This is a genomic window from Paenibacillus sp. Marseille-Q9583 (assembly GCF_976954365.1).
Genome location: NZ_CDRJTB010000032.1, coordinates 40,325 through 64,798, shown reverse-complemented (window position 1 = coordinate 64,798; position 24,474 = coordinate 40,325). Strand labels below are relative to the sequence as shown.

The 24,474-nt window shown below is 44.4% G+C and carries 40 protein-coding genes; 2 read left to right on the top strand and 38 right to left on the bottom strand.

All coding sequences use genetic code 11. The annotated features are described in order from the left end of the window. Positions 1-303 precede the first annotated feature (303 nt). Both ACWNM1_RS16160 and ACWNM1_RS16155 read right to left on the bottom strand, forming a co-directional pair. Positions 304-534, bottom strand: a complete 231-nt coding sequence (locus ACWNM1_RS16160; protein ID WP_036680631.1) for a hypothetical protein — start codon at positions 532-534, stop codon at positions 304-306. 252 nt (positions 535-786) lie between these two features. After that, positions 787-1,398, bottom strand: a complete 612-nt coding sequence (locus tag ACWNM1_RS16155; protein WP_449601719.1) for a stage II sporulation protein M — start codon at positions 1,396-1,398, stop codon at positions 787-789. A gap of 108 nt (positions 1,399-1,506) precedes the next feature. On the opposite strand from ACWNM1_RS16155, the gene pdaB reads away from it, so the two are divergent. Beyond that, positions 1,507-2,310, top strand: coding sequence for a polysaccharide deacetylase family sporulation protein PdaB (pdaB, locus tag ACWNM1_RS16150; protein WP_042192142.1), 804 nt, complete (start codon positions 1,507-1,509; stop codon positions 2,308-2,310). A gap of 49 nt (positions 2,311-2,359) precedes the next feature. Here the strand turns inward: pdaB and ACWNM1_RS16145 are convergent, their stop codons facing one another. After that, entirely contained in the window at positions 2,360-3,181 is an 822-nt protein-coding gene (locus ACWNM1_RS16145; protein ID WP_449601718.1) for a PPK2 family polyphosphate kinase, read from the bottom strand. Between the two features lie 215 nt (positions 3,182-3,396). Further along, the gene (locus tag ACWNM1_RS16140; protein ID WP_042132517.1) at positions 3,397-3,987 is read right to left on the bottom strand and encodes a KinB-signaling pathway activation protein; all 591 of its coding nucleotides are present in this window, start codon (positions 3,985-3,987) and stop codon (positions 3,397-3,399) included. A gap of 129 nt (positions 3,988-4,116) precedes the next feature. Between ACWNM1_RS16140 and gerD the strand changes: the two genes are divergently transcribed. Beyond that, on the top strand, positions 4,117-4,785 hold the full coding sequence (gene gerD, locus ACWNM1_RS16135) for a spore germination lipoprotein GerD (protein ID WP_449601717.1): 669 nt from the start codon (positions 4,117-4,119) through the stop codon (positions 4,783-4,785). Between the two features lie 57 nt (positions 4,786-4,842). Here gerD and ACWNM1_RS16130 read toward each other — a convergent pair whose 3' ends face one another. From ACWNM1_RS16130 to rplB, 34 genes are all read right to left on the bottom strand, one after another. Continuing rightward, a complete protein-coding gene (locus tag ACWNM1_RS16130) occupies positions 4,843-5,943 on the bottom strand; it encodes an Mrp/NBP35 family ATP-binding protein (protein WP_341051523.1) in 1,101 nt (366 codons plus the stop codon). Positions 5,944-6,032: 89 nt separating this feature from the next. After that, positions 6,033-6,773: an N-acetylmuramoyl-L-alanine amidase CwlD gene (cwlD, locus tag ACWNM1_RS16125; protein ID WP_449601716.1), complete on the bottom strand. Its 741-nt coding sequence runs from the start codon at positions 6,771-6,773 to the stop codon at positions 6,033-6,035. A gap of 78 nt (positions 6,774-6,851) precedes the next feature. Then, the gene (sat, locus tag ACWNM1_RS16120; RefSeq protein ID WP_449601714.1) at positions 6,852-8,021 is read right to left on the bottom strand and encodes a sulfate adenylyltransferase; all 1,170 of its coding nucleotides are present in this window, start codon (positions 8,019-8,021) and stop codon (positions 6,852-6,854) included. A 37-nt stretch (positions 8,022-8,058) separates the two neighbouring features. Next, positions 8,059-8,751, bottom strand: coding sequence for a phosphoadenylyl-sulfate reductase (locus ACWNM1_RS16115; RefSeq protein ID WP_449601713.1), 693 nt, complete (start codon positions 8,749-8,751; stop codon positions 8,059-8,061). Between the two features lie 234 nt (positions 8,752-8,985). Further along, positions 8,986-9,378 (bottom strand): 30S ribosomal protein S9, encoded by a 393-nt coding sequence (gene rpsI / locus ACWNM1_RS16110; RefSeq protein ID WP_025706574.1) that lies wholly within the window; start codon positions 9,376-9,378, stop codon positions 8,986-8,988. Between the two features lie 20 nt (positions 9,379-9,398). Next, the gene (gene rplM / locus ACWNM1_RS16105) at positions 9,399-9,836 is read right to left on the bottom strand and encodes a 50S ribosomal protein L13 (protein WP_036680589.1); all 438 of its coding nucleotides are present in this window, start codon (positions 9,834-9,836) and stop codon (positions 9,399-9,401) included. Between the two features lie 313 nt (positions 9,837-10,149). Beyond that, complete coding sequence (gene truA, locus ACWNM1_RS16100; RefSeq protein WP_339798887.1) at positions 10,150-10,947, bottom strand: tRNA pseudouridine(38-40) synthase TruA; 798 nt, start codon at positions 10,945-10,947, stop codon at positions 10,150-10,152. A gap of 300 nt (positions 10,948-11,247) precedes the next feature. Then, on the bottom strand, positions 11,248-11,613 hold the full coding sequence (gene rplQ, locus ACWNM1_RS16095) for a 50S ribosomal protein L17 (protein ID WP_019908254.1): 366 nt from the start codon (positions 11,611-11,613) through the stop codon (positions 11,248-11,250). Positions 11,614-11,646: 33 nt separating this feature from the next. Continuing rightward, on the bottom strand, positions 11,647-12,591 hold the full coding sequence (locus ACWNM1_RS16090) for a DNA-directed RNA polymerase subunit alpha (RefSeq protein WP_036680585.1): 945 nt from the start codon (positions 12,589-12,591) through the stop codon (positions 11,647-11,649). A 130-nt stretch (positions 12,592-12,721) separates the two neighbouring features. Then, entirely contained in the window at positions 12,722-13,117 is a 396-nt protein-coding gene (rpsK, locus tag ACWNM1_RS16085; protein ID WP_019908251.1) for a 30S ribosomal protein S11, read from the bottom strand. Positions 13,118-13,136: 19 nt separating this feature from the next. Beyond that, positions 13,137-13,505: a 30S ribosomal protein S13 gene (gene rpsM / locus ACWNM1_RS16080; protein WP_036680583.1), complete on the bottom strand. Its 369-nt coding sequence runs from the start codon at positions 13,503-13,505 to the stop codon at positions 13,137-13,139. A 19-nt stretch (positions 13,506-13,524) separates the two neighbouring features. Continuing rightward, positions 13,525-13,638 carry a 50S ribosomal protein L36 gene (gene rpmJ, locus ACWNM1_RS16075; protein ID WP_003322638.1) on the bottom strand — a complete coding sequence of 38 codons (114 nt, stop codon included), beginning with the start codon at positions 13,636-13,638 and terminating at the stop codon, positions 13,525-13,527. 53 nt (positions 13,639-13,691) lie between these two features. After that, positions 13,692-13,907 (bottom strand): translation initiation factor IF-1, encoded by a 216-nt coding sequence (gene infA, locus ACWNM1_RS16070; protein ID WP_036652996.1) that lies wholly within the window; start codon positions 13,905-13,907, stop codon positions 13,692-13,694. 2 nt (positions 13,908-13,909) lie between these two features. Further along, complete coding sequence (locus ACWNM1_RS16065; protein ID WP_076300964.1) at positions 13,910-14,218, bottom strand: KOW domain-containing RNA-binding protein; 309 nt, start codon at positions 14,216-14,218, stop codon at positions 13,910-13,912. 11 nt (positions 14,219-14,229) lie between these two features. Next, positions 14,230-14,982, bottom strand: coding sequence for a type I methionyl aminopeptidase (map, locus tag ACWNM1_RS16060; protein WP_042192159.1), 753 nt, complete (start codon positions 14,980-14,982; stop codon positions 14,230-14,232). A 4-nt stretch (positions 14,983-14,986) separates the two neighbouring features. Next, positions 14,987-15,631: an adenylate kinase gene (locus ACWNM1_RS16055; RefSeq protein WP_042131217.1), complete on the bottom strand. Its 645-nt coding sequence runs from the start codon at positions 15,629-15,631 to the stop codon at positions 14,987-14,989. Positions 15,632-15,727: 96 nt separating this feature from the next. Then, entirely contained in the window at positions 15,728-17,026 is a 1,299-nt protein-coding gene (secY, locus tag ACWNM1_RS16050) for a preprotein translocase subunit SecY (RefSeq protein ID WP_042131218.1), read from the bottom strand. After that, positions 17,026-17,466: a 50S ribosomal protein L15 gene (rplO, locus tag ACWNM1_RS16045; protein ID WP_036680569.1), complete on the bottom strand. Its 441-nt coding sequence runs from the start codon at positions 17,464-17,466 to the stop codon at positions 17,026-17,028. Before rplO ends, secY begins: the two co-directional genes overlap by 1 nt. Before the next feature lie 40 nt (positions 17,467-17,506). Beyond that, positions 17,507-17,692 (bottom strand): 50S ribosomal protein L30, encoded by a 186-nt coding sequence (rpmD, locus tag ACWNM1_RS16040; RefSeq protein WP_036680567.1) that lies wholly within the window; start codon positions 17,690-17,692, stop codon positions 17,507-17,509. Positions 17,693-17,706: 14 nt separating this feature from the next. Further along, positions 17,707-18,204, bottom strand: a complete 498-nt coding sequence (gene rpsE / locus ACWNM1_RS16035; RefSeq protein ID WP_036652980.1) for a 30S ribosomal protein S5 — start codon at positions 18,202-18,204, stop codon at positions 17,707-17,709. Positions 18,205-18,231: 27 nt separating this feature from the next. After that, positions 18,232-18,600: a 50S ribosomal protein L18 gene (rplR, locus tag ACWNM1_RS16030; RefSeq protein WP_042131220.1), complete on the bottom strand. Its 369-nt coding sequence runs from the start codon at positions 18,598-18,600 to the stop codon at positions 18,232-18,234. Between the two features lie 84 nt (positions 18,601-18,684). Next, the gene (rplF, locus tag ACWNM1_RS16025; RefSeq protein WP_042192166.1) at positions 18,685-19,227 is read right to left on the bottom strand and encodes a 50S ribosomal protein L6; all 543 of its coding nucleotides are present in this window, start codon (positions 19,225-19,227) and stop codon (positions 18,685-18,687) included. A gap of 30 nt (positions 19,228-19,257) precedes the next feature. Then, complete coding sequence (gene rpsH, locus ACWNM1_RS16020; RefSeq protein WP_036680560.1) at positions 19,258-19,656, bottom strand: 30S ribosomal protein S8; 399 nt, start codon at positions 19,654-19,656, stop codon at positions 19,258-19,260. Positions 19,657-19,688: 32 nt separating this feature from the next. Then, complete coding sequence (locus tag ACWNM1_RS16015; protein WP_013312154.1) at positions 19,689-19,874, bottom strand: type Z 30S ribosomal protein S14; 186 nt, start codon at positions 19,872-19,874, stop codon at positions 19,689-19,691. Between the two features lie 49 nt (positions 19,875-19,923). Continuing rightward, positions 19,924-20,466: a 50S ribosomal protein L5 gene (gene rplE / locus ACWNM1_RS16010; RefSeq protein WP_042131222.1), complete on the bottom strand. Its 543-nt coding sequence runs from the start codon at positions 20,464-20,466 to the stop codon at positions 19,924-19,926. Between the two features lie 31 nt (positions 20,467-20,497). Then, a complete protein-coding gene (gene rplX / locus ACWNM1_RS16005; RefSeq protein ID WP_076286851.1) occupies positions 20,498-20,851 on the bottom strand; it encodes a 50S ribosomal protein L24 in 354 nt (117 codons plus the stop codon). 49 nt (positions 20,852-20,900) lie between these two features. After that, positions 20,901-21,269 carry a 50S ribosomal protein L14 gene (gene rplN, locus ACWNM1_RS16000; RefSeq protein WP_036680556.1) on the bottom strand — a complete coding sequence of 123 codons (369 nt, stop codon included), beginning with the start codon at positions 21,267-21,269 and terminating at the stop codon, positions 20,901-20,903. Between the two features lie 38 nt (positions 21,270-21,307). Further along, the gene (gene rpsQ, locus ACWNM1_RS15995) at positions 21,308-21,574 is read right to left on the bottom strand and encodes a 30S ribosomal protein S17 (protein ID WP_042131223.1); all 267 of its coding nucleotides are present in this window, start codon (positions 21,572-21,574) and stop codon (positions 21,308-21,310) included. Positions 21,575-21,617: 43 nt separating this feature from the next. Further along, on the bottom strand, positions 21,618-21,815 hold the full coding sequence (rpmC, locus tag ACWNM1_RS15990; protein WP_019908232.1) for a 50S ribosomal protein L29: 198 nt from the start codon (positions 21,813-21,815) through the stop codon (positions 21,618-21,620). Beyond that, the gene (gene rplP / locus ACWNM1_RS15985; RefSeq protein WP_042131224.1) at positions 21,805-22,239 is read right to left on the bottom strand and encodes a 50S ribosomal protein L16; all 435 of its coding nucleotides are present in this window, start codon (positions 22,237-22,239) and stop codon (positions 21,805-21,807) included. Before rplP ends, rpmC begins: the two co-directional genes overlap by 11 nt. A gap of 2 nt (positions 22,240-22,241) precedes the next feature. Further along, positions 22,242-22,907 carry a 30S ribosomal protein S3 gene (gene rpsC, locus ACWNM1_RS15980; RefSeq protein WP_042192169.1) on the bottom strand — a complete coding sequence of 222 codons (666 nt, stop codon included), beginning with the start codon at positions 22,905-22,907 and terminating at the stop codon, positions 22,242-22,244. 13 nt (positions 22,908-22,920) lie between these two features. Then, the gene (gene rplV, locus ACWNM1_RS15975) at positions 22,921-23,253 is read right to left on the bottom strand and encodes a 50S ribosomal protein L22 (RefSeq protein ID WP_036680546.1); all 333 of its coding nucleotides are present in this window, start codon (positions 23,251-23,253) and stop codon (positions 22,921-22,923) included. A 33-nt stretch (positions 23,254-23,286) separates the two neighbouring features. Then, a complete protein-coding gene (rpsS, locus tag ACWNM1_RS15970; RefSeq protein ID WP_036652940.1) occupies positions 23,287-23,565 on the bottom strand; it encodes a 30S ribosomal protein S19 in 279 nt (92 codons plus the stop codon). Between the two features lie 76 nt (positions 23,566-23,641). After that, positions 23,642-24,472, bottom strand: coding sequence for a 50S ribosomal protein L2 (rplB, locus tag ACWNM1_RS15965; RefSeq protein WP_042192171.1), 831 nt, complete (start codon positions 24,470-24,472; stop codon positions 23,642-23,644). Positions 24,473-24,474: the final 2 nt, after the last annotated feature.

Below are 24,474 nucleotides of genomic sequence, written 5' to 3'. Positions count from 1 at the left end.
TAATTTTGGATTTCACTTTCGTGATTTCCCACTCACTCGTTGTTCAGTTTTCAAAGATCAATGTCTCTCATTTCGCCGTCGTTGTTTGTCAGCGGCGACCTTTATAATATATCACAGTGTTTCGTTGTTTGGCAAGTCTTTTTTTTGAAAAAGTTTTTTTTCAACTCTTCTTGCCTTCCGCTTCCCTTTTACACAAGCAAAAGGAGCGCGAGATATAATTTATCACGAGCACTCCTTTTTAGTCAAGCTATTTTATTAAAAAATCTTAAATTCATATAAGACTCTTGCATTTACCGCTTATCCTTAGTGTTTATACTGAGAAGAACGTCCACCCCACGCATACTTGGAAAGCTCTTTCTGAGGAGCAAAACGAGCATACATACGAAATACAGTCTTATATCTATTGGCGATGGCATGCCTGATATTTTGGTCCAAGCGCTGATCGCTCAAATCTAACAGCATCTCATCAAGTTCTTTCCGCAAAACATAATCCAGTTCCTTGCATTCTTTTTCGTTGAACAACATTCCCAACATATGCTTGGCCTCCTTCATGAAGTTGCAAGTAACACATTCACTAAAACCAAAAACCCCTTGTACATAATTAGTTAGTCCATCTCATGGAGAAAGCTGCCTTAAGATCCTCTTACACTAGATTAACCGGAGTACTCTTTTTATAACCATAATTATTAAAAATTCCCTTTATGGTTTCGTCACGATTATATACTTCTGACCTTTAGGCAATCCTTGGATGAATAGCTTTAATGTTATGCTCCATTCTCGGAAGTTTTATGATAAAAGAGAAAAAGTTATTGTGCTTTCAATGATGGCTGCAACAAATAACAGGATTATTATCCAAATAGATGCCGTAAGCGTTTGACGCATGAACGAAGACCAATCAACACCTCTGTTCACTTTTTTAGTGGATGGGCTAAACAGACTTGCAACTACTTTCCCGCCGAACTGAAGTCCAAATGCACAAGCAATAATGATTGCTGGAATCTCTATAATCCCATGTGGCAGCAGTCCTTTTACTATTAGTTCGAATAAATCCTGTCCTTGCAGGGCTGATAAATGAATCAGATAGCCGATAACCGCTCCGTTAATAAATAAGAATATGGCTGGCAGTATACCGAACAACGCCCCTAAAAATATGATAAGAACACCCTTGATGCTGTTATTCAAAAATATAAATACAAAGAAGCTCCATTGCGGATTAGAAGAATCTCTAAGGTTGCCACTGATTTCACTGAGCCCCTCTAATTGCTGAACCAATAGCTTTTCCAGACTGCTAGTAGCTACCCACCCTATAACCGCTCCTACTGCGAAGAGCAGACAGGATAGCAATAAAGCCTTCCGGATCGTTTTTAGATCTTTAATAAACGTGAAGAATGACAACATAAATACCCTCCTGAAATTGTGATCTCTGTTTCTTAGGTCATAACCTTGCGGTACGAGCATACATTTAGAACAAACAAGCATTTCGCATGGGAGAGGAGCGCTGTCATTATGAATTCTTTTTATGTATTCAGCGGCAAAAAGATTAAACGATTCATCTATATCTTCGCCGCTGTGCTTCTTGCTGCTGGAGTTGTCTATGTCGAGAGGGGAAACATAACCGTTTTTTCTGAATCCGGACCTTCCGCGATCTACAGTGTACCAACAGAGAAGAAGCTGATTGCCCTGACCTTCGATATTAGCTGGGGGGAGAAAAGACCCGAACCCATTTTGAAGGTACTTGAAGACAAGAAAGTGGACAAAGCCACCTTCTTCCTATCGTCTCCATGGAGTAAGACTCACCCAGACATTGTAACTAACATCAAGAATGCAGGTTTTGAAATTGGAAGTCATGGTCATAAACACGTCAATTACAGCACACTAAGCAACGAAGAAATTCGTACACAGATCTCAACGGCTCACACCGTACTTACCGAATTAACCGGCACTGAACCTAATTTGATTCGTATGCCTAATGGAGATTTTGACAAAAGAGTCCTTCAGGTTGCCAGCGATCTCGGTTACAAGGTCATTCAATGGGATACAGACTCCCTGGACTGGAAGAACATCGGCGTAGACAATATCGTGAAGCGTGTAACGACAAAAGCGCATCCAGGAGATATCGTCCTTCTACATGCTAGTGATTCCTGTAAACAAACACATGAAGCACTTCCACTCATTATCGACGAGCTCCGCAGACAAGGTTATGAATTCGTTACCGTCTCTGAGCTGATTAGTCAAAGCAACACCGAAGGTAAAGAAGTCCGCGACTCAGCTTCACTGAGTAATGCCATTGAGGACGCAGCTGGGCTGTAAAGCACTATTCAATCTCTGGTGCCGTAATGATGTTGATCTGCCCAAAGAATTAATGACGTGGAGAAATGAGTTCCGATATGTCAGGTGTGGGGGTATTCAGCTTCGGATAGCTCAGATCCAGACTCTCCAGTGTCTTTACAACGATGGATAAGGTCAAATAGTTGCGGTACCATTGATGATTGGCGGGTATCCAGTACCAGGGTGCTTTATCTATGCTAGATTCTTTGAAAACATCTTCATATGCTTCTTGGTAATCATCCCAATAGTCCCGCTCCTGGAGATCACTTGCATCGAATTTCCAATGTTTTTTGGGATCTTCAAGCCGTTCCTTAATCTTCTTTAGCTGCTTCTCTTTAGAAATATGCAAAAAAAGCTTGATAATTGTCGTCCCCTCTTCCACCAGCATTTCCTCGAACTGCCGTATGTAACGAAAGCGACGCTTCAAGTCATCCTTTTTTAACCCTCCGTGTACCCGTGGTACCAATACATCTTCATAATGCGAGCGGTTAAATGCAGAGATATATCCCTTAGGGGGTGTCTTCTGATGAACCCTCCATAGAAAATCATGAGCCTCTTCTTCTAGAGATGGTTTCTTGAAGCTGGTCACTATAAACCCTTGTGGATTAATGCCTGAAAAAATATGCTTAACCGTGCCATCCTTGCCGCTGGAATCCATGCCTTGCAGAATTACAAGCAGCGAATGCTTTTTCTGAGCAAACAAAATATCTTGCAGCTCTGCCAAACGTGCTTTAAGCTCTTCTGTTTTGGCTTCCACTTCTTTTTTGGATTTAAAAATACCTGTGTCGTCCGGATCCAGCTTGTTAAGCCGGATTTCTTTTGTGTCTTTTATCATATAGCGCTTGATGTCCATATATTCCCCTCCTAAAAGTTTTGTAAAGCATACGCATCATCGGAACGCTTCGTACAAAACTTACTTCGAAAGCATACGCTTAGTTTTGTGAGCGTATCGTTCTTTAAGATTAACCTCTACAATCAGATTTTAATCGTTAAGATACAGTTAGAGCAAAAAACCCCGTCTTCTGAGAACAGAGCACGGGGTTCTTTGTTAAGTGCCTTCCCCATTCATTATCCGGCTGCCGGCTTCAGAATACGGTGTAGCATCAAAATTTGGAATGCATTACAAGCGATAAGCGGAACAACAATAAATACCGTTGCACTATCAACACCTATACGAAGCACGCCAATAACTTCCACAATTGAAATAGCTGTCATAAAAAAGAGGGTTGGAATCAAAGCTGAGATGTTTGTACTCTTTACTTTGAAATAAGACACAATAATAGCTGCTAGCAAAATAACGATTCCTAGTATTAGATCAGACATAACATTTCTTTCCCCACCAACGACGGTACGCAAAAAAATCAGTTCAAGCAATGCGAGCACAGAAAGCACTAGTTGTATGTATTTCCAAACCTTTTGTGGAAAAACGCCGTTGCCCATATAATTCAAAATCAAATAGGCAAAAAAACCAAGTTGCGAATAAACGCTTACAAGCATACCGTAGCCAAGCAGAATCAGCGGGTATAAAAAGAAATCCCCGACACTTTTGAAATCAATCTTACCATTTACAAATTGCAGTGCCAGACCAGCGATTACAGCCCCACCCGCTCCTATAAGGAGGGTAGTCCAAAATAAATGAAACCATTTTTTTATACTCAGCCAATTCACCTCCTCTTGTCAGATTTATTTTACCAAGGATACCGACAAAACACCATTACACCCACAACATAAATGTGATCTAATTCGGCATAATACATCTAGAGAATCCTATAAAGGAGGGCAGCGCCAATGAAATGGAGATTTATCGGATCTGTGGGTTTGGCATTGAGCTTTGTTATGGCCTTAACGGCTTGCGGAAGTGAGCAGAGCAGTTCTTCTTCCGGACAAGGCAGTTATAAAGAAACGAAGACCATGGTTTTAGATATATTGAAAAGCGATGAGGGTAAAAAAGCGGTTGAGGAATCATTATCAAGCTCCAGCTCTAGCGGTACCAGTGGAATGAGCATGAAGATGATGCCACTTCAAACAACAGAGGAGATTAAGCTCGCTGTTAAAAATACTCTCACTGCACCCGAATATCAGAAGGAAATCGAGAAGATAATGACTGATCCCAAATTCGCGGGCGATTTCGCTAAAGCCATTCAATCACAAAGCAAGGAACTACACCTACAGCTAATTAAGGATCCCACTTATCAGAAATCAGTCGAAGAAATTATGAAGTCTCCAGAAATGATGACAATGTTTTTAAATCTCACCAAAACACCTGATTACCGTAAACAATCCATGAAGACCATGCAGGAATCCATGCAAACTCCATTATTTCGCATGGAAGTATTGAATTTACTTAAAAAAGTCGTACAAGAAGAACTTGAACCAAAAGAGAAAAAGGAAAAGGGTAGCGAAGGTGGCAACAAACAGGAAAGCAGTGGCGGCAGCGGCGATGATTCAAGTTCTTAAAAAAAAGGCCTTATCCCACTGAAACGAGTGGGAAGGCCTCTTTTTTATGCGCATGAGTTAGTGCTCATATTTGGCAATAAGTTTATCAGCAATTTCTGCAAACAATTGTCCTGATGGTGTCTCTTCTTTATATACAGAAGGTGAGAAATCTGGTTCGGAAATATGGTTGTCCGGTGCACCTAGCGGTATTTGTGCAAGCAGCTCCGTATGAAGCGTCTCGGCAAGCCTCGCTCCTCCGCCTCTGCCAAAGATATAATCTTTCTTACCACAGTCAGTGCACTCATAATAAGCCATATTCTCAATGACTCCAATAATCTCATGATCTGTCTGTAGAGCCATAGAGCCCGCTCTAGCCGCCACAAACGCTGCAGTAGCGTGAGGTGTCGTAACTATAATCTCTTTGCTGTGAGGCAGCATCTGATGCACGTCAAGTGCCACATCACCAGTACCTGGGGGAAGATCAAGCAGCATATAATCAAGTTCACCCCAACCAACATCATTGAAGAACTGGCGAAGCATTTTACCTAGCATAGGTCCCCGCCAAATAACTGGACTATTCTCACGGATAAAGAAGCCCATAGACATGACCTTCACTCCGAAACGTTCCACAGGAATAATCGTTCCTTCTTCAACAACCGGACCCTCTTCAATCCCCATCATATCAGGAATGCTGAAACCATAAATGTCCGCATCTACAAGACCAACCTTCTTACCTTTTCTTGCAAGGGCTACGGCCAAATTCACCGTTACAGTTGATTTACCAACTCCACCTTTGCCGCTGGCCACGGCGATAAAGTTCACACCAGAGCTCTCGCTAATTAATTCATGGCCATCAAGGCCCGCAGCATGTCCCTTAAGTTTCCCAGGCTCATCAACTTCCTCAGTGCTCTCACCGCGAAGTATAGCACGTTCATAATCGGTTGCATCACGAAGCCGGATATGTACATTAGAAGCCCCACCCGCTTCAAGCAATTCACGAACCCGTTGTTCTAGATCCATGCGACTTTGCTCTTCAGGATTCAAACATACGATAGATAAAGAAATACGGTCTTCTTTAATCATAATGTCACGAATCAGCTGTAGTTCCACAAGGCTTTTTCCAGTTTCAGAGTCTGTTAATGGCTGCAGTATTTCCTGAATTTGTTCCTTAGTCAGCATGGAAAGCACCTCTGTTTCCTTTCCGGTTGAGAATTCTCCGGAGTTTTTGTCTATTATAGCATTACCAGTCTCCCGATGAGTAGTCCTGACTACTCGGAGGCGTACCGAAGAATTCCCCGATAAATGCTAGTCGCTACTTTCCGCTGATAAACATCATTTCCGAGTAGAGCTGATTCCTGGGGGTGTGACAAGAAGCCGACTTCAACAAGCACGGCTGGTATCTTTAATGCTTTTAACAAATATACAGTATTCACTGTCTTTGCCACACGATCGGTATTCTCCAGCGTAGTCTTCAGCTCACTCTGCACAAACTCCGCTATAGCTTTATTATCCTTGTGATTGGGGTAGTAAAAGGTCTGTGCTCCACTCCAGCGATTCGAAGGAACACTGTTCATGTGAACGCTTATAAAAAGGTCTGCGCCTTTCTCTTCGATGCTTCTTACCCTTTGTTTAAGATCCTCTGTCTTGCGCTTAGAGTAGCCCTTAGTGCCTTCCTGAGCCAAATCATAATCACCCTCACGAGTCATTACTACAATAGCCCCTGCCTGCTGCAGATAATCACGCAAATAAAGCGACACCGCAAGATTAATATCTTTCTCAATTAGCCCTTCCCGGCTAACCGCTCCTCCATCAGCTCCACCATGTCCCGCATCGAGAGCAATAACTTTTCCTGACAAGGGCAGACTCCAATAATTTAATGTTTTAGCAGTAGGCATGTCATACGCTATAATTCCGATCATTATAGCTAGCAGTACCACGCCAAGCATACTTTTTTTGATACTGCTCCATGAAATCCAGACCGAGACTTTACTCTGCTTTCGGCCAGACATAACAAAGACCCCCTCGTCCCGATAGATAATACTCATCTATATGGGACAAGAAGGTCAAATAGTACTAGCTGTTAATGATTAAGCTGTAACTTCTTGTGTCATACCTTCGATCAGAATCTTCGCAACCTCAGGCCGCGTAAATTCAGTCGGAGGACATTGGCCATCACGGAGCAAAGCACGTACCTTCGTACCCGACAATGTCATGTGATCGTCGCTAGGATGTGGGCAAGTTTTACTGGATGCCATGTTCCCGCATTTTTTACAGAAGAAGCTATGTTCAAAAAATAATGGAGTAATATCAAGTTCTTCAGCACTAAAATTCGAGAAAATTTCCTGTGCTTCATAAGTGCCATAATAATCACCTACGCCAGCATGGTCACGACCGACGATGAAATGGGTACAGCCGTAATTTTTGCGAACCATTGCATGGAAAATTGCTTCTCTAGGGCCTGCATAACGCATTGCCGCCGGAAAAACACCAAGGAAGGTACGATCCTCAGGATAATAGTTCTCCAAAAGCGCCAGATAGCTCTTCATCCGTACATTTGCCGGTACATCATCCGACTTCGTCTCACCCACAAGCGGATTTAGGAATAGAGCGTCTACAACCTCCATAGCGCACTTTTGAATGTACTCGTGAGCTCGATGGACCGGATTGCGTGTTTGGAAGCCGACAACCGTACTCCAGCCCTTTTCAGCAAATATCTTCCGCGTATCCGCAGGATCAAAATAAAATTCACCGAATTTCTCTGGCTGTGGGCGGTTCAAGACTGTAATGGGTCCTCCAACATAAGTTGCAGAGCGAGCCAACAGCTTGCTCACACCTGGATGTTCAGGGTCTGTTGTTTTGAAGACATTTTGTGCTTCAATCGTTTGATCAACAGTATATATACTCTCAATATCCAATAATCCGTAAATCTCTCCGTCCTCTTCACCGATTAGAGAAACTTTATCCCCAATTGATAAACCGGCAGCCACATCATCTTCTACAGCCAGTGTTATTGGAATGCTCCACACTGTGCCATCTGCTAAACGCATGCTTTTTACTACTGAATGATAGTCTTGCTCATTTAAAAAGCCTGTTAAAGGCGAAAACGCACCTACAGCTATAAGATCCAAATCAGATAAAGTCCAGGTATTCAAGGCAATCGCCTTGCTGTCACGTGCTAGATTTAGCAATTCCTCTCTTTCAGTACCCTCTACTACACGGTTAACCAAAGTTCCGCCATGCGGACGTATTGAAGTCATCTTAGTCTCTCCTTCTATGTTCCCACAGGGATATGTCTTACTTGTGCAATCCGCACTCTGTCTTCTCTGATCCAGACCAACGGCCAGCACGCGGATCTTCACCTGGCATAACCTGACGTGTACATTGCTCACAGCCGATACTTGGATAGTTACGGTCATGTAGAGGGTTATAGATTACGTCATTTTCACGAATATAGTTCCATACATCTTCTGTCGTCCAATCCGCGATCGGATTAAACTTTACTAAACCAAATTTATAATCATACTCAACCTTTTTTGCATTTGCACGGGTAGGCGCTTGATCACGACGAATTCCAGTAATCCATGCCTCATATTGAGATAATATACGAGTCAATGGTTCAACTTTACGAATACCACAGCATTGATTAGGGTCAACGGTCCATAGCGCATCACCGTATTGAAGTGCTTGCTCCTGCGTTGTGAGTTGCGGAGACACTCGTACAAACTCTAATCCGTATTTGTCTGCCATCAAATCTCTGGTTTCGTAGGTTTCCTTAAAATGATAATCTGTATCGAGATAAAAGACATCAGTAGATGGACTAACTTTGTGAAGCATATCAACAAGCACTACATCTTCGGCACCAAAGCTGCAGGCAAAAGTAATGTTAGGAAATGTTTCTACAGCCCAGCGGATAATATCCTCGGGTGAAGCACTTTCTAATTCTTCGGCCTTTATTCTGATCAATTCTTCCTTCTCGAGCAGGTTCATTAAGGTATTCCTCCATCCAAAATATTAATCGTATGAATAAATGAGGTAAAAGAAGTAATAAAACCAACTATTTCTATATGAAATAGTATATAACTTTTACTGAGGAAGTCAATGAGTTTCAACCCTCCGAATTAGTAAATGAATGCAAAAAAAGCCCATTTTTGTTCGAAAGGGGCTGCTGAAAAAAATAAAACCCTCGACCGTAAAGGCCAAGGGTTGAATTCTTGATAAATATTAACGTTTCGAGAACTGAGGCGCACGACGTGCAGCCTTCAAGCCGTATTTCTTACGTTCCTTCATACGTGGGTCACGAGTCAGGAAGCCAGCTTTCTTAAGAGCACCGCGATATTCAGGGTCAACTTTAAGCAATGCACGGGAGATACCGTGACGAATTGCTCCAGCTTGACCGGAAATGCCGCCACCATGTGCAAGAACGATTACATCGTAGTTGCCTAGTGTTTCAGTCAGGTTCAAAGGTTGTTTTACGATCATTTTCAGTGTTTCCACACCGAAATATTCGTCCATCTCACGTTTGTTAATGACAATGCGTCCTTCACCCGGTACAAGGCGAACACGTGCTACCGAATGTTTACGACGACCTGTCCCATAGTATTGTACTTGTGCCATGAAACTGTCCTCCTCTATTCTTATCCGCGAAGTTCGTAAACTTCAGGTTTTTGTGCTGCATGTGGATGCTCGGCGCCTGCATATACTTTCAATCTCAGCTTCATGTGGTCCCCTTGACGAGTCTTAGGAATCATACCATGAACAGCGAATTCAATTACGCGTTCTGGTTTAGTATTCAGCAAAGTTTCAGCATTAGTAACTTTCAAGCCACCTGGGTGCATCGAGTGACGGTAGTATTTCTTGTTTTGCAATTTCTTACCAGTCAAGTGAATCTTCTCAGCGTTGATTACGATAACGAAATCTCCTGTATCAACGTGTGGAGTGAATTGCGGTTTGTGTTTGCCACGGATCAAAGCAGCGGCTTCGCTGGCCAAACGACCGAGTGTCTTGCCTTCGGCATCAATAATGTGCCAATTGCGTTCAACTTCGTTCGGCTTCGCCATATAGGTGGTACGCATGAATGTTTCCTCCTTGTTCTCGTACGAAAATCTTCTGTTTCGTATATCTTGTTTCTCATTGAATTACAATTATGTGAGTTAAGCAAAGCATTTTTTTGGCATTTCCTTGATCGGGGCTGTGGGATAGCCATCAAGAAAACACAACTTTTATATTACAGTATAAACATAACAAGTGCAAGTGATTTTTAAACATTCAGCCTATTATTCAGGAAGAAATTTATACAAGTATAAACGCCTTTAGCGTCCCTATAAGGACGGTTATCGTTTATGCAAGAAATATAAGAATAATGTATTACGTGAAACTTATACATTCTTATATTTGAAAAAAAGATTCACTTTCAGTCTCGTCATATTCTACACTCCACAAAGCCAACCCCTTGGCCATAGCTGTTGGACCAGCAGCAGAACGATCACATGCCGCCAATATCTCAGCAACATGATCAGCATCTATTTTACCTTCCCCCACATGGATCAAAGTCCCCATAATAATGCGAACCATATGCTGAAGAAATCCACTACCCGTTATATAAGTTTGGATCACTCCCTGATCTAATGAAGAGGGACGGCACATGCTGCGGTCTACTTCCATATGAGCTTCAAAGATCGTTCGTACATGAGAGGCCTTAGTAGACTTCCGTGAAGCAAACGAAGTGAAGTCATGTGTCCCTAAAATATGCGTTAAGCCTTGCTGCATCGCAGGAATGTCCAACCTCACCGGATGATGAAGCTGCCAGCGCCGTTGAAACGGGTCTGGAAACCTGTTGCCGTTAATCGTGTATCGGTAAGTTTTACGCTTAGCTCCTCTACGAGAGTGAAACGTCAGCGGTACTTCCCTAGCCTCAGTAACCACGATATCTTGTGGCAGCCGGGCATTAAGCGCCAGACACCAACGTTCAAGTGGGATTCGAGAGGAGGTCGTAAAGTTAAAAGGCTGACCGTAGGCGTGTACTCCGGCATCTGTGCGACCAGAAGCAGTAATCTTAAGCTCCTCACCTGTCAGATGGAGTATCGCTTGCTCCAGCCGATCTTGAATCGTATTGCCCTGAGGCTGGGTCTGAAAGCCATCATAATTTGTTCCGTCATAATTGACCTTCATCAATAGATTACGCATTCCGTTCTCCTTTTTAAACCGTTCAGCAGAAACGTCGATCGAAGCACTGTCTGATCTTATTCAAGAGGAAGAAATGGCTTTGCCGTCCCTAGAAGGACGGCATCCATTAACACTTCACTCCATTACTTCAAAAAAAAGAGCCCCTGCGGGAGCTCCTTCAATTGAACCAAGGTGATTCCCACGGTTATTAGTACAGCAGAGTCTTGCGCCTCTGCAGCACAATAACGCTGATATTTCCCCCATCTTTACTCCAAAGAGGGCCGAATGAAAGGGAAGCATCGGAAATCAATACTTGTGATACTACGCGCGGTCTACCAATTCAAGATAAACCATAGGCGCAGCGTCCCCACGACGAGGTCCGAGTTTCAGGATACGAGTGTATCCACCTGGACGCTCTGTGTAACGAGGAGCAATGTCAGAGAACAATTTTTGAATTGCATCTTGTTCACCATCAACAGTCTCGCGGCGAACAAATGCAGCTACTTGACGACGAGCATGAAGATCGCCTTTTTTAGCTTTAGTGATCAACTTTTCAGCGATAGAACGAACTTCTTTCGCTTTAGCTTCCGTTGTTTGGATGCGCTCGTATAAAAATAGATCCGTTACCATGTCGCGAAATAACGCTTTACGCGCACTGGAATCACGGCCCAATTTTTGGTATGCCATGTGTTTTCCCTCCTTTACTGTAACAATCTGTAGTTATTCTTCTGTACGTAGTCCCAAACCAAGTTCCTCAAGCTTCTCCTGAACTTCTTCCAAAGATTTACGACCAAGGTTACGCACCTTCATCATATCTTCTTCAGTCTTCGTGGTAAGCTCTTGTACGGTATTAATACCAGCACGTTTGAGGCAGTTGTAGGAGCGGACAGAAAGATCAAGCTCTTCGATTGTCATCTCTAGCACTTTTTCTTTTTTGTCTTCTTCTTTTTCAACCATAATTTCGGCGTCTTTCGCTTCGTCCGTAAGACCTACGAACAATACGAGGTGCTCGTTCAAAATTTTGGCTCCGAGGCTTACAGCCTCTTCCGGTCTAATACTGCCATCTGTCCAAATTTCAAGCGTCAATTTGTCGTAGTTGGTCACTTGACCAACACGTGTATTGTCTATGCCGTAGTTAACGCGTGAAATAGGAGTGTAGATGGAGTCAACCGGGATAACGCCAATTGGCTGATCGTCGCGTTTGTTCCGGTCCGCTTGGACGTAGCCGCGACCACGGCCTGCAAAAATACGCATGTGAAGTCTCGCACCAGGTCCCAGCGTTGCAATGTGAAGATCCGGGTTGAGGATCTCAACATCGCTGTCCGCACGGATATCACCTGCGGTAACGATGCCTTCCCCTTCGGCATCAATCTCAAACACTTTTTCCTCGTCTGAATGAATCTTCAGGGACAAGGCTTTAAGGTTCAGAATGATCTCCGTCACATCTTCCATTACGCCTGGAACGGTCGAGAACTCATGCAGAACGCCGTCAATTTGGACCGAAGTCACTGCGGCTCCTGGAAGCGAAGAAAGCAATATCCGGCGAAGTGAATTCCCCAGAGTCGTGCCATACCCACGTTCCAACGGTTCAACTACGAATTTCCCATAGGTACCTTCATCATTAGCTTCTACGGTCTCAATCTTCGGCTTTTCGATTTCTATCACGAGTTTACCCCTCCTTCAACGTCGCTCCTATATGAAACTGTCACCCCATCAGGTGCATCATGTAGTATGCCTAAACACCTATTATTAGCAGATGCGTCAGAATTATACCACATTTACAATACTGATTTCACTATACGCGACGACGTTTCGGCGGACGGCATCCATTGTGAGGAACCGGAGTTACGTCTTTAATAAGGTTAACTTCAAGCCCTGCAGCTTGAAGGGAACGGATGGCTGCTTCGCGGCCCGCGCCCGGTCCTTTAACCATAACCTCAACCGACTTCATGCCGTGCTCCATAGCTGCTTTAGCTGCTGATTCAGCTGCCATTTGCGCTGCGAATGGAGTCGACTTACGGGAACCTTTAAATCCTTGGCCGCCGGAGCTTGCCCAGGAAATTGCATTTCCGTGAGGATCTGTGATGGTAACGATGGTGTTATTGAACGTGGAACGAATATGTGCCACGCCGGATTCGATATTTTTACGGTCGCGACGTTTGGTACGTACGACTTTTTTCGGTTTAGCCATTGTCTCTTATCCCCCCTTATTATTTCTTCTTGTTTGCTACCGTACGACGCGGGCCTTTCCGGGTACGGGCATTGGTTTTAGTACGTTGACCGCGAACAGGCAATCCACGACGGTGACGAACACCGCGGTAACAGCCGATCTCAGTAAGACGTTTAATATTCAAGGAAATTTCACGACGCAGGTCACCTTCAACCTTAACCGTTTTGTCGATCGTTTCACGCAGTTTGCTGACTTCATCTTCCGTCAAATCACGGACACGTGTATTAGCGCTAATGCCTGTTTCATTAAGAATTTTCTGAGAAGTCGTTTTACCGATTCCGAAAATATAAGTCAAGGCGATCTCAACGCGTTTGTCACGTGGCAAATCCACTCCAGCTATACGAGCCATTTTACGCTACACCCCCTTCTTAACCTTGTTTTTGTTTGTGTTTCGGATTTTCGCAAATCACCATAACAGTCCCTTTGCGGCGGATTACTTTACATTTCTCGCAAATGGGCTTTACAGAAGGTCTTACCTTCATGTTAATTACCTCCTCAAAGTTTTGCGAAGCAAAACTTTTTTCGTAGTTCCCATCTATTTACGGTAAGTTATACGACCTTTTGATAAATCATAAGGCGATAACTGCACGACCACTTTGTCTCCGGTCAAAATACGGATAAAGTGCATCCGCAATTTACCGGATACATGGGCAAGTATTTGATGACCGTTCTCAAGCTCAACCTTAAACGTTGCATTTGGCAACGGTTCAAGGACAGTACCTTCTACTTCAATGACATCTTCCTTAGCCACAGTTAGTCTCCTTTCTCATAAGCACTTATTCCGGTTGGGCCAGCATACTTCGTCACTGCGAAACGCAGCTTTCCGTTTGTTACCCGCCCAGTTTCTTCCAAACTGTTCACAACCTCACTGCTGATGAAGGGTATGAGCTCAAGATGAAGAATATTCTTCTTCTTTGGCCCATCAAACTTACGTTTGTCTCCATCTGCAATGTATACAAATCTGCTATCAACAACTGCGATAACAACGGCTGCCTCTCCGGCATCTTTGCCTTTGAGAATTCTCACTAATTGACCAACCTGCGGGCTGCTCACAGTATTCAAGTGGAGATCACCTACGCATTCAGTTTTGTGAAAATTTCCATGCCGTCCGGAGTAACTGCTACTGTATGCTCAAAGTGAGCACATAGTGAGCCATCCACCGTAACGACAGTCCAGTTATCTTCCAGCGTTCTGACATGTCTCTTTCCTACGTTTACCATCGGCTCAATCGCGAGTACCATACCCGGTTTCAGACGTGGTCCGCGGTCCGCTATGCCATAATTCGGAATTTGCGGTTCTTCATGCAGTTTTGCCCCAATACCATGACCAACATACTCACGTACGACTGAGAAACCAGCCTCTTCGATGTATTGCTGGATAGCATGGGAGATTGTAAACAAGCGCACATCCGGCTTAACTAACGCCAGTCCCGCGTACAAGGAGCCTTCCGTAACGTCCAGCAAACGCTGAGCCTCTTCGGAAATGCTGCCCACACCGTAGGTCCAGGCGGAATCACCGTGATAACCGCGGTACTCTGCACCGATATCCAGCGTTACAATATCGCCTTCGATCAGTTTGCGTTTACCTGGAAATCCATGCACTAATTGTTCGTTGACTGAAGCGCAAATGCTGGCAGGAAAACCGTTGTAGCCTTTGAAAGACGGCACAGCACCTTGACTGCGAATGTATTGATCGGCGATTCTGTCGAGATCGCCCGTTGTAATGCCAGGCTCAATGGCCTCAGCAATAAGACGGTGACTCTCGGCAACAATTCGACCAGCTTCCCTCATAAAGGCAAGTTCCTGTTCGGATTTACAAATGATCATTACATTAACCCCGCAATAAAGATACGATTTCAGAAGAAACGACATTGATTTCGTTTTCCCCATTTACCTGACGCAAAAGACCTTTATTATCATAAAATGCAAGCAGCGGCGCTGTCTTATTGTCATACTCATCCAGACGCTTGCCTACACTTTCTTCGTTGTCATCCGGACGTTGATACAATTCACCGCCATCAATGTCGCAAATGCCATCTTGCTTCGGCGGGTTGAAGATTAAATGGTAGGATGCTCCGCAAACTGTGCAGATACGACGTCCAGTAAGACGCGCCATCAACAGTCCACGGTCAACATTCAAGTTGATGACATGATCCAAAGAAGTATTCAAACGGCTTAGAATTTCATCCAGCGCTTCCGCTTGCGAAAGAGTTCTTGGAAAACCATCCAATAGAAATCCTTTTTCGCAATCGGACTGCTGCAGCCGTTCTTCAACTATACCAATGGTCACATCATCTGGTACAAGCAAACCTTGATCAATAAATGATTTAGCCTTCAATCCGACTGGAGTCTCTTGTTTGATTGCCAAACGGAAAGCATCTCCTGTCGAAATATGCGGAATGCCAAACTCTTTTATGATCTCAGCTGCTTGTGTTCCCTTGCCTGCCCCAGGAGGGCCCATGAATAAAATGTTCACGATTTCTCTCTCCCCCCAAAAGTTCGCCACCAAGCAAGAAACAGCACAATAGGTGCCGGGAAGAATAAAAAATTACGCTTCACCGGAACCTATCGCCTATTTATTGATGAAGCCTTTGTAATGGCGTTTGATCAATTGGCTCTCGATCTGCTTCATAGTATCCAATGCCACACCGATTACGATTAGCAGTGAAGTACCACCAATTCGAACTTCTTTAGGCAATCCAGATAAAGCACCGAAGAACATCGGCAATACAGAGATCAAAGCCAGGAACAATGCGCCGGACATAGTCAGACGAGACATTACTCTAGTCAAATATTTCTCAGTAGCTTTACCAGGACGGATACCTGGAATGTAACCACCATTCTTCTTCATGTTATCAGCCATCTGCTGAGGATTCATCTGCACGAACGTATAGAAGAACGTGAACCCGATGATCATCACTACATACAGAAGCATACCAAGTGGTGCATCAGTTGCCAAATACTTGGCAATCCATTGAGCCCAGGCATGTGTTGACCAGAAACTGGAGAGAACAACTGGGAACTGAAGCAGTGATACGGCGAAGATAACCGGAATTACACCAGCCGCATTAATTTTCAGCGGAATGTGCGTATTCTGTCCACCGTACATTTTGTTGCCGACTACGCGTTTAGCGTATTGAACAGGAATCTTCCGAATGCCTTGCTGTACGAAGATAACTGCTGTAATAATCGCTACAATCACAATCAGCACAATAACGACTTTAAGAATATTCAGGAACACTTGATCCGGCTGAATAAAGCTTGAGTTAGCCGTACTCGTGATATATCCCGGGATGGCGGCGACGATTCCCGCAAAAATCAGGATCGAAATCCCGTTCCCGATTCCCTTTTCGGTAATCTGTTCACCAAGCCACATCAGGAAAGAAGTACCAGCCGTCAAGATAATGGCAACCAGTAAGTAGTCAGCAAATGTCGCATTCGGCATCATTTGAGTTCCATAAATCCGGTTAAACCCTATCGACGTAGCAAAACCTTGGATCAGGGCTAAAATCACAGTACCATAACGAGTGATTTGCGCTAGTTGTTTTTTACCGTGCTCCCCTTGTTTAGCCCATTCAGCAAACTTAGGAACAACATCCATCGACAGCAATTGCACGATGATGGATGCTGTAATGTACGGATAAATACTTATCGCAAATATCGAGAAGTTTTTGAGCGCTCCGCCCGAGAAGGTGTTCAAAAGTCCCATCAAAGCGTCACCGCTTTGATTTGCTGTTTCCAGTACATCTTTGTTCACACCAGGAACCGGTACAAACGAACCGATACGGTAGATAATCAGAATGAACAAGGTAAACAGGATCTTTTTGCGCAAATCTTCCACATGCCAGATATTCTTAAGCGTCTTGAACATTAGATCACCTCGGTTTTACCGCCGGCAGCCTCGATTTTCTCTACCGCAGATTGAGAGAACTTATTTGCTTGTACAGTCAATTTAACGGTTAACTCACCATTGCCGAGAATCTTAATGCCGCTTTTGGAATTCTTGACAACACCAGTTTCAAGCAACAACTGCGGAGTCACTTCTGTTCCTTCTGCAAAGCTATTCAGATCTTCAAGGTTCACAATCGCATACTCTTTACGGGTAGGATTGACGAAACCACGTTTAGGCAGACGACGATAGAGCGGATTTTGTCCACCCTCGAAGCCCGGACGAACACCACCGCCAGAACGTGAGTTTTGACCTTTGTGACCGCGACCGGAAGTTTTACCATTTCCGCTACTTGGTCCACGACCAACGCGATTGCGTTCTTTGCGGGAACCAGGAGCTGGAGCAAGTTCATGTAACTTCATCGTTTGCACCTCCTTATGTTTGTTAATTTATACGAGGCGATTAGCCTTCAATTTCAGTTACAGATAGCAAGTGACTCACTTTGTTGATCATTCCGCGAATTGCAGGACTGTCATTGTGAACCACTGTCGTGTTGAGTTTACGTAGGCCGAGCGTCTTAACAGTAACACGTTGTGTTTCTGGACGTCCGATTACACTACGTACGAGGGTAATTTGCAATTTTGCCATTGACGTTCCCCTCCTTAACCGCGCAATTCTTCGACAGATTTGCCGCGAAGTTTCGCGACCTCTTCAATGCGTTTCAGACGGGAAAGTCCCTCCAAAGTTGCATTGACCATGTTCATGGAATTCGAAGAACCCAGTGATTTTGTCAAAATGTCGCCAACGCCTGCCAATTCCAATACCGCACGAACTGGACCGCCAGCGATAACGCCAGTACCCTCTGATGCTGGTTTCAGCAACACGCGTCCTGCGCCGAAGTGGCCAGTAACGAGATGGGGAATCGAAGTTCCTACGATTGGAATGTGAATCAGGTTTTTCTTGGCGTCTTCAATGCCTTTACGGATGGCATCCGGAACTTCGCCGGCTTTACCGATACCAGCACCGACGTAGCCATTGCCATCGCCCACAACAACGAGTGCACTAAAGCTGAAACGGCGTCCGCCTTTTACAACTTTTGCTACACGGTTAATGTGTACAACTCTTTCTGTCAGTTCTAAACTGTTCGGATCTACACGCAAGTCGTTAACCTCCTTTTAAGAATTATTCTAGAATTCAAGACCAGCTTCGCGAGCTGCGTCAGCCAATGCTTGAATTCGTCCATGGTACAAGTAACCTCCGCGGTCGAATACGACCACTGCATAGCCTTTTTCTTTAGCACGCTCAGCGACCAATTGGCCAACTTTCGCTGCAGCTTCAACGCTGCCGCCATTACCGATGTTAGCGCTCAGTTCTTTATCAAGTGTAGAAGCGGATACGATAGTAACCCCTTTAACATCATCGATCAGTTGAGCGTAGATGTGTTTTGAAGAACGGAATACGTTCAAACGTGGACGCTCAGTAGTTCCCTGGATCTTCTTACGAACACGCAGGTGTCTTTTGAGACGAGCCTTGTTTTTATCTTCTTTTGTAATCATGACTTCCCTTTCACTCCCTTCAGTTTGCCGTAAACAGCTTCACTTTAAGATGCACGGGGTATCTTACAATTAAGTTCAAACTGGTTATTTTTTCTTACCAGCTTTACCTTCTTTGCGGATGATACGCTCGCCTTCATATTTGATACCTTTACCTTTATACGGTTCTGGCTCACGAACGGAACGAATTTTAGCAGCATATGCGCCAACACGTTCTTTATCGATACCTTTAACGATGATCTTCGTGTTCGCAGGAACTTCAAACTCAATACCTGCTTCCGGTGTAATTTCAACCGGGTGAGAGTAACCAACGTTCAGAACGACTTTATCTCCGGATTTGCTTGCACGATATCCGACCCCAACCAATTCCAGAGATTTCGAGAAACCTTCAGTCACGCCTGCTACCATGTTGTTGACAACGGAGCGGGTTGTGCCGTGAAGTGAACGATGCAATTTGTTATCCGACGGACGAACAACGGTAATTTCGTTATTTTCAACTGTAACCTTCATGTCTTTATGAAGCTCACGAGTCAAAGAACCTTTTGGACCTTTTACTGTAATAACGGCGTTGTCCAAAGTGACATCTACACCGCTAGGTACTGCGATTGGTTTACGACCAATACGAGACATGTGTTGCACCTCCTTATCTTGTGACGTTTATTACCAAATGTAGCAGACAACTTCTCCGCCAGATTTTGATTGACGAGCTTCTTTGTCGGTCATAACTCCCTTAGATGTGGAGATAATCGCGATTCCTAGACCACCGAGTACACGAGGCACTTCATTGCTCTTCGTGTATACGCGAAGGCCTGGTTTACTGATTCTTTTCAAACCAGAAATAACACGCTCTTGGTTAGGGCCGTATTTCAAGAAGATACGGATAATCCCTTGTTTGCTATCTTCAACGAATTCCGCATCGCGGATGAAACCTTCACGCTTCAAAATGTCAGCGATTTGTTTCTTCATAGTAGAAGCAGGCATTTCTACCGTTTCGTGACGCACAATGTTAGCGTTACGAATACGAGTAAGCATATCTGCAATAGGATCAGACATAGTCATGTGTGTAAACCTCCTTCCCGTTTATAAACTTCTTACCAACTTGCTTTTTTCACGCCAGGGATCTGGCCTTTATAAGCTAATTCACGGAAACAAATTCTGCAAATTTTGAACTTTTGCAGTACCGAATGTGGACGACCACAACGTTCGCAACGTGTATATGCACGTACTTTAAACTTAGGCGTACGTTGTTGTTTAACTTTCATCGAAGTTTTTGCCACTTAGCCTGACACCTCCTAAACATTTTCGGAGAAAATGGATTAACCGACTTTATTTTGCGAAAGGCATTCCCAGCTGACCCAGCAGCTCGCGGGATTCCTCGTCCGTCTTAGCAGTCGTTACAATAACGATGTCCATACCGCGGACTTTATCCACTTTGTCATATTCGATCTCGGGGAAGATCAATTGTTCTTTAAGACCAAGTGTGTAGTTACCACGGCCGTCAAAGGCTTTAGTGGAAACACCACGGAAGTCACGTACGCGTGGAAGCGTTACGTTGAACAATTTGTCCAAGAAGTAATACATACGCTCGCCGCGCAGTGTTACTTTAACCCCAATCGGCATATTTTCGCGTAGTTTAAAACCAGCGATGGATTTTTTAGCTTTAGTGATTACTGGTTTTTGACCAGCGATCAACTGCATGTCATTAACTGCAGCATCAAGTACTTTGGAGTTTTGAACAGCGTCACCCACACCCATGTTGATGACAACCTTCTCGATCTTAGGCACTTGCATAACAGTTGTATAGTTAAACTTCTGCATCAAAGCAGGTGTTATTTCGTTGAGATAACGTTCTTTCATTCTTGCTGCCATGAAGATTTAACCTCCTTTCTTAAGGGCTAGATTAGTCGATAATCTCTCCGGATCTTTTAGCAATCCGAACTTTTTTACCGTTGTCCAATACTTTGTAACCGATACGTGTTACTTTGCCGGACTTCGGATCGATGTGCATTACGTTGGACACATGAATCGAAGCTTCCTGCTCAATAATTCCACCCTGTGGATTCAGCTGGTTCGGCTTTTGGTGTTTTTTCACCATATTGACGCCTTCTACCAGAACGCGGTTTTCACGAGGATAAGCAGCGATGACACGGCCTTTTTTGCCTTTGTCTTTACCACTAATCACAAGCACCACATCATCTTTCTTCACGTGCAGTTTATTGTTATGGGATTCCAGAACTTTTTTCACTCTAGGCATTTATTACACCTCCTATAACTAACCTTCAACTTATTGGTGCTCGTGTTTATTAGATTACTTCCGGTGCCAAGGAAACGATCTTCATGTAGTCTTTATCGCGAAGTTCGCGAGCAACTGGTCCAAAGATACGTGTTCCACGAGGGCTTCTGTCGTCTTTAACAACAACAGCTGCATTTTCGTCGAATGCGATGTAAGATCCATCTTTACGACGAACGGAACGTTTCGTACGAACAACTACCGCTCTAACAACATCACCTTTTTTGACAACGCCGCCTGGTGTTGCTTGTTTAACGGAACAAACGATCAAATCACCGATTGCTGCTGTACGGCGTCCAGTACCACCCAGTACGCGGATACACATCAGTTCCTTCGCACCAGAGTTGTCAGCCACATGCAAGCGTGTAAATGGTTGAATCATTATAATTTCCTCCTTCCGGAAAAACTCGTTTGATTATCTTAGATGATAACCGCTTTTTCAACCACTTCAACTAGTCTCCAACGTTTGTCCTTGGACAACGGACGAGTTTCCATGACTTTTACGGTATCGCCAATTTTCGCAACGTTTTCCTCATCATGTGCTTTGAATTTCTTCGTAGACTTGATGCGTTTGTGGTACAAGTTATGCTTCTTATAGGTTTCAACAGCGACTACGATGGTTTTATCCATTTTATCACTGACCACTTTACCGATTAGCACTTTACGTGCATTACGTTCTTCGCTCATTAGTTAGCCTCCTTCCTGAATACGGATCTGAGATCCGTCTCACTTAACTAATCCCAAGCACTCTTTGATGGATTACGGTTTTAGCACGAGCTATTTCCTTACGCACGTCACGAATCCGAGTCGGGTTGTCCAGTTGGCCAGTTGCCAATTGGAAACGGAGATTAAAAAGTTCCTCTTTGAATCCAGCGATCTTTTGTTCAATCTCAGCAGTGGTTAAGTTGCGAAGTTCATTAGCTTTCATTTGCTTCACCACCCAATTCTTCACGTTTCACAAACTTAGTCTTTACAGGCAGCTTGTGAGCGGCAAGACGCATCGCTTCACGAGCGATTTCTTCCGACACGCCTCCGAGTTCGAACATAATCTTGCCCGGTTTAACTACAGCTACCCATTTTTCAACGTTACCTTTACCACTACCCATACGAACCTCGAGAGGCTTTTGAGTAATAGGCTTATCTGGGAAAATCTTGATCCAAACTTGACCGCCACGTTTGATATAACGTGTCATTGCGATACGAGCAGCTTCGATCTGACGGTTAGTGATCCAAGATGGTTCCATTGCAACCAGGCCGAATTCGCCGAAGTTCAATTCAGTACCACCCTTTGCCATACCCTTCATGTGTCCGCGTTGTTGCTTGCGGTGTTTTACGCGTTTTGGTACCAACATGATTAGTTGCCTCCTTCCTGAGCAGCTTGTTTCTTAGCTGGGGGAAGAACTTCTCCACGGTAGATCCATACTTTTACGCCGATAAGACCGTAAGTTGTATGTGCTTCAGCCGTTCCGTAATCGATATCGGCACGAAGCGTATGAAGTGGAACTGTTCCTTCGCTATAACCTTCTGAACGAGCAATCTCAGCTCCGCCAAGACGTCCGCCTACTTGAGTTTTAATCCCTTTTGCGCCAGAACGCATTGTTCTTTGAATCGCTTGTTTGAGTGCACGACGGAACGATACACGACGTTCCAATTGTTGAGCAATGCTCTCAGCTACAAGAATTGCATCCAATTCAGGGTGCTTGATTTCATTGATGTTGATGTGTACTTTTTTGCCACCAGCGATTGCTGTAACTGCGCTGCGAAGTACTTCTACTTCTGCTCCGCCCTTACCAATAACCATACCTGGTTTAGCAGTGTGAATTGTAACGTTCACGCGGTTAGCCGCTCTTTCGATCTCGATATGGGAAACAGCGGAATCCTTCAATTTACCTTTAAGGTATTCCCGGATTTTGACGTCTTCCATCAGAAGAGTACCGAAATCTTTTCCTGCATACCATTTAGATTCCCAATCGCGAATGATCCCGATCCGGAGTCCGATTGGATTTACCTTTTGACCCACGTGTTATCCCTCCTTATTTCTCAGATACCACCAGTGTAATGTGGCTCGTGCGTTTATTGATCCGACTTGCGCGGCCCATGGCGCGCGGACGGAAACGTTTCATAGTAGGTCCTTGGTTAACGAAAACCTCGCTAACGAACAAACTGTTCACGTCCAAAGAATAGTTATGCTCAGCATTCGCAATTGCCGAATTAAGCAACTTCTCAACGACCGGAGAAGCGGATTTCGGAGTGTGGCGAAGAATAGCAATTGCTTCCCCCACTTGCTTACCACGAATCAAGTCAACAACCAGTTTCGCTTTACGAGCGGAAATCCGCACCGATCTTGCATGTGCTTTTGCTTCCATTGTTTAACCTCCTTTCAAACAGAGACCTTATTATTATCTTCTTGTTTTCTTATCGTCACCCGCGTGGCCTTTGTAAGTACGTGTTGGCGCGAACTCGCCCAACTTGTGACCTACCATATCTTCTGTTACGTATACAGGCACGTGTTTACGGCCGTCATATACACCAAACGTATGTCCGATAAACTGAGGGAAAATGGTTGAGCGACGGGACCAAGTTTTAACTACAACCTTTTTTTCAGCCTCGTTCAGTTCCTCAACTTTTTTAAGCAGGTAGCCATCGATAAACGGCCCCTTCTTTAAACTGCGACCCATGTGTGAATCCTCCCTTCATCCGGTTCTTCAAACCGCGAATCGACGCTTCGCGCTTTATTAACTTGCCAGAAGCGTCTTATTTTGTGCGGCGGCGAACGATATATTTATCAGATGCCTTGTTTTTCTTACGCGTTTTGTAACCAAGGGTTGGTTTACCCCATGGAGACATAGGCGATTTACGTCCGATTGGAGCGCGGCCTTCACCACCACCGTGTGGGTGATCGTTCGGGTTCATTACTACACCGCGTACTTCAGGGCGACGGCCCAGCCAGCGACTACGTCCAGCTTTACCGATTTTGATCAATTCATGATCTTCGTTACCTACGGAACCGATAGTTGCACGGCATACGCTAAGGATCTTACGAACCTCACCGGATGACAAACGAACGGAACAGTATTTTTCTTCTTTACCAAGCAATTGAGCTTCTGTACCAGCAGCACGAACCAATTGTCCGCCTTTACCTGGTTTCAACTCAATGTTGTGGATAACTGTACCCACTGGGATGTTCTCCAGCGCAAGACTGTTACCAATTTTGATGTCGGCTGTTGGGCCGGACTCTACTTTATCCCCAACTTTTAGGCCTTTAGGAGCGATGATATAACGTTTCTCTCCATCAGCATAGTGGATCAAAGCAATATTAGATGTACGGTTCGGGTCATACTCGATTGTAGCAACGCTACCTGGTATGCCGTCTTTAGTCCGTTTGAAGTCGATAATACGGTATTTACGTTTGTGTCCGCCGCCATGGTGACGAACCGTAATTTTACCTTGGTTGTTGCGTCCCGCATGTTTGAACAGCGGAGAAAGCAACGATTTCTCTGGCTGGTTTGTTGTGATTTCTTCAAACGTAGACACAGACATATGGCGTCTTGCCGGAGAGGTCGGTTTGTACTTTTTGATTGGCACTA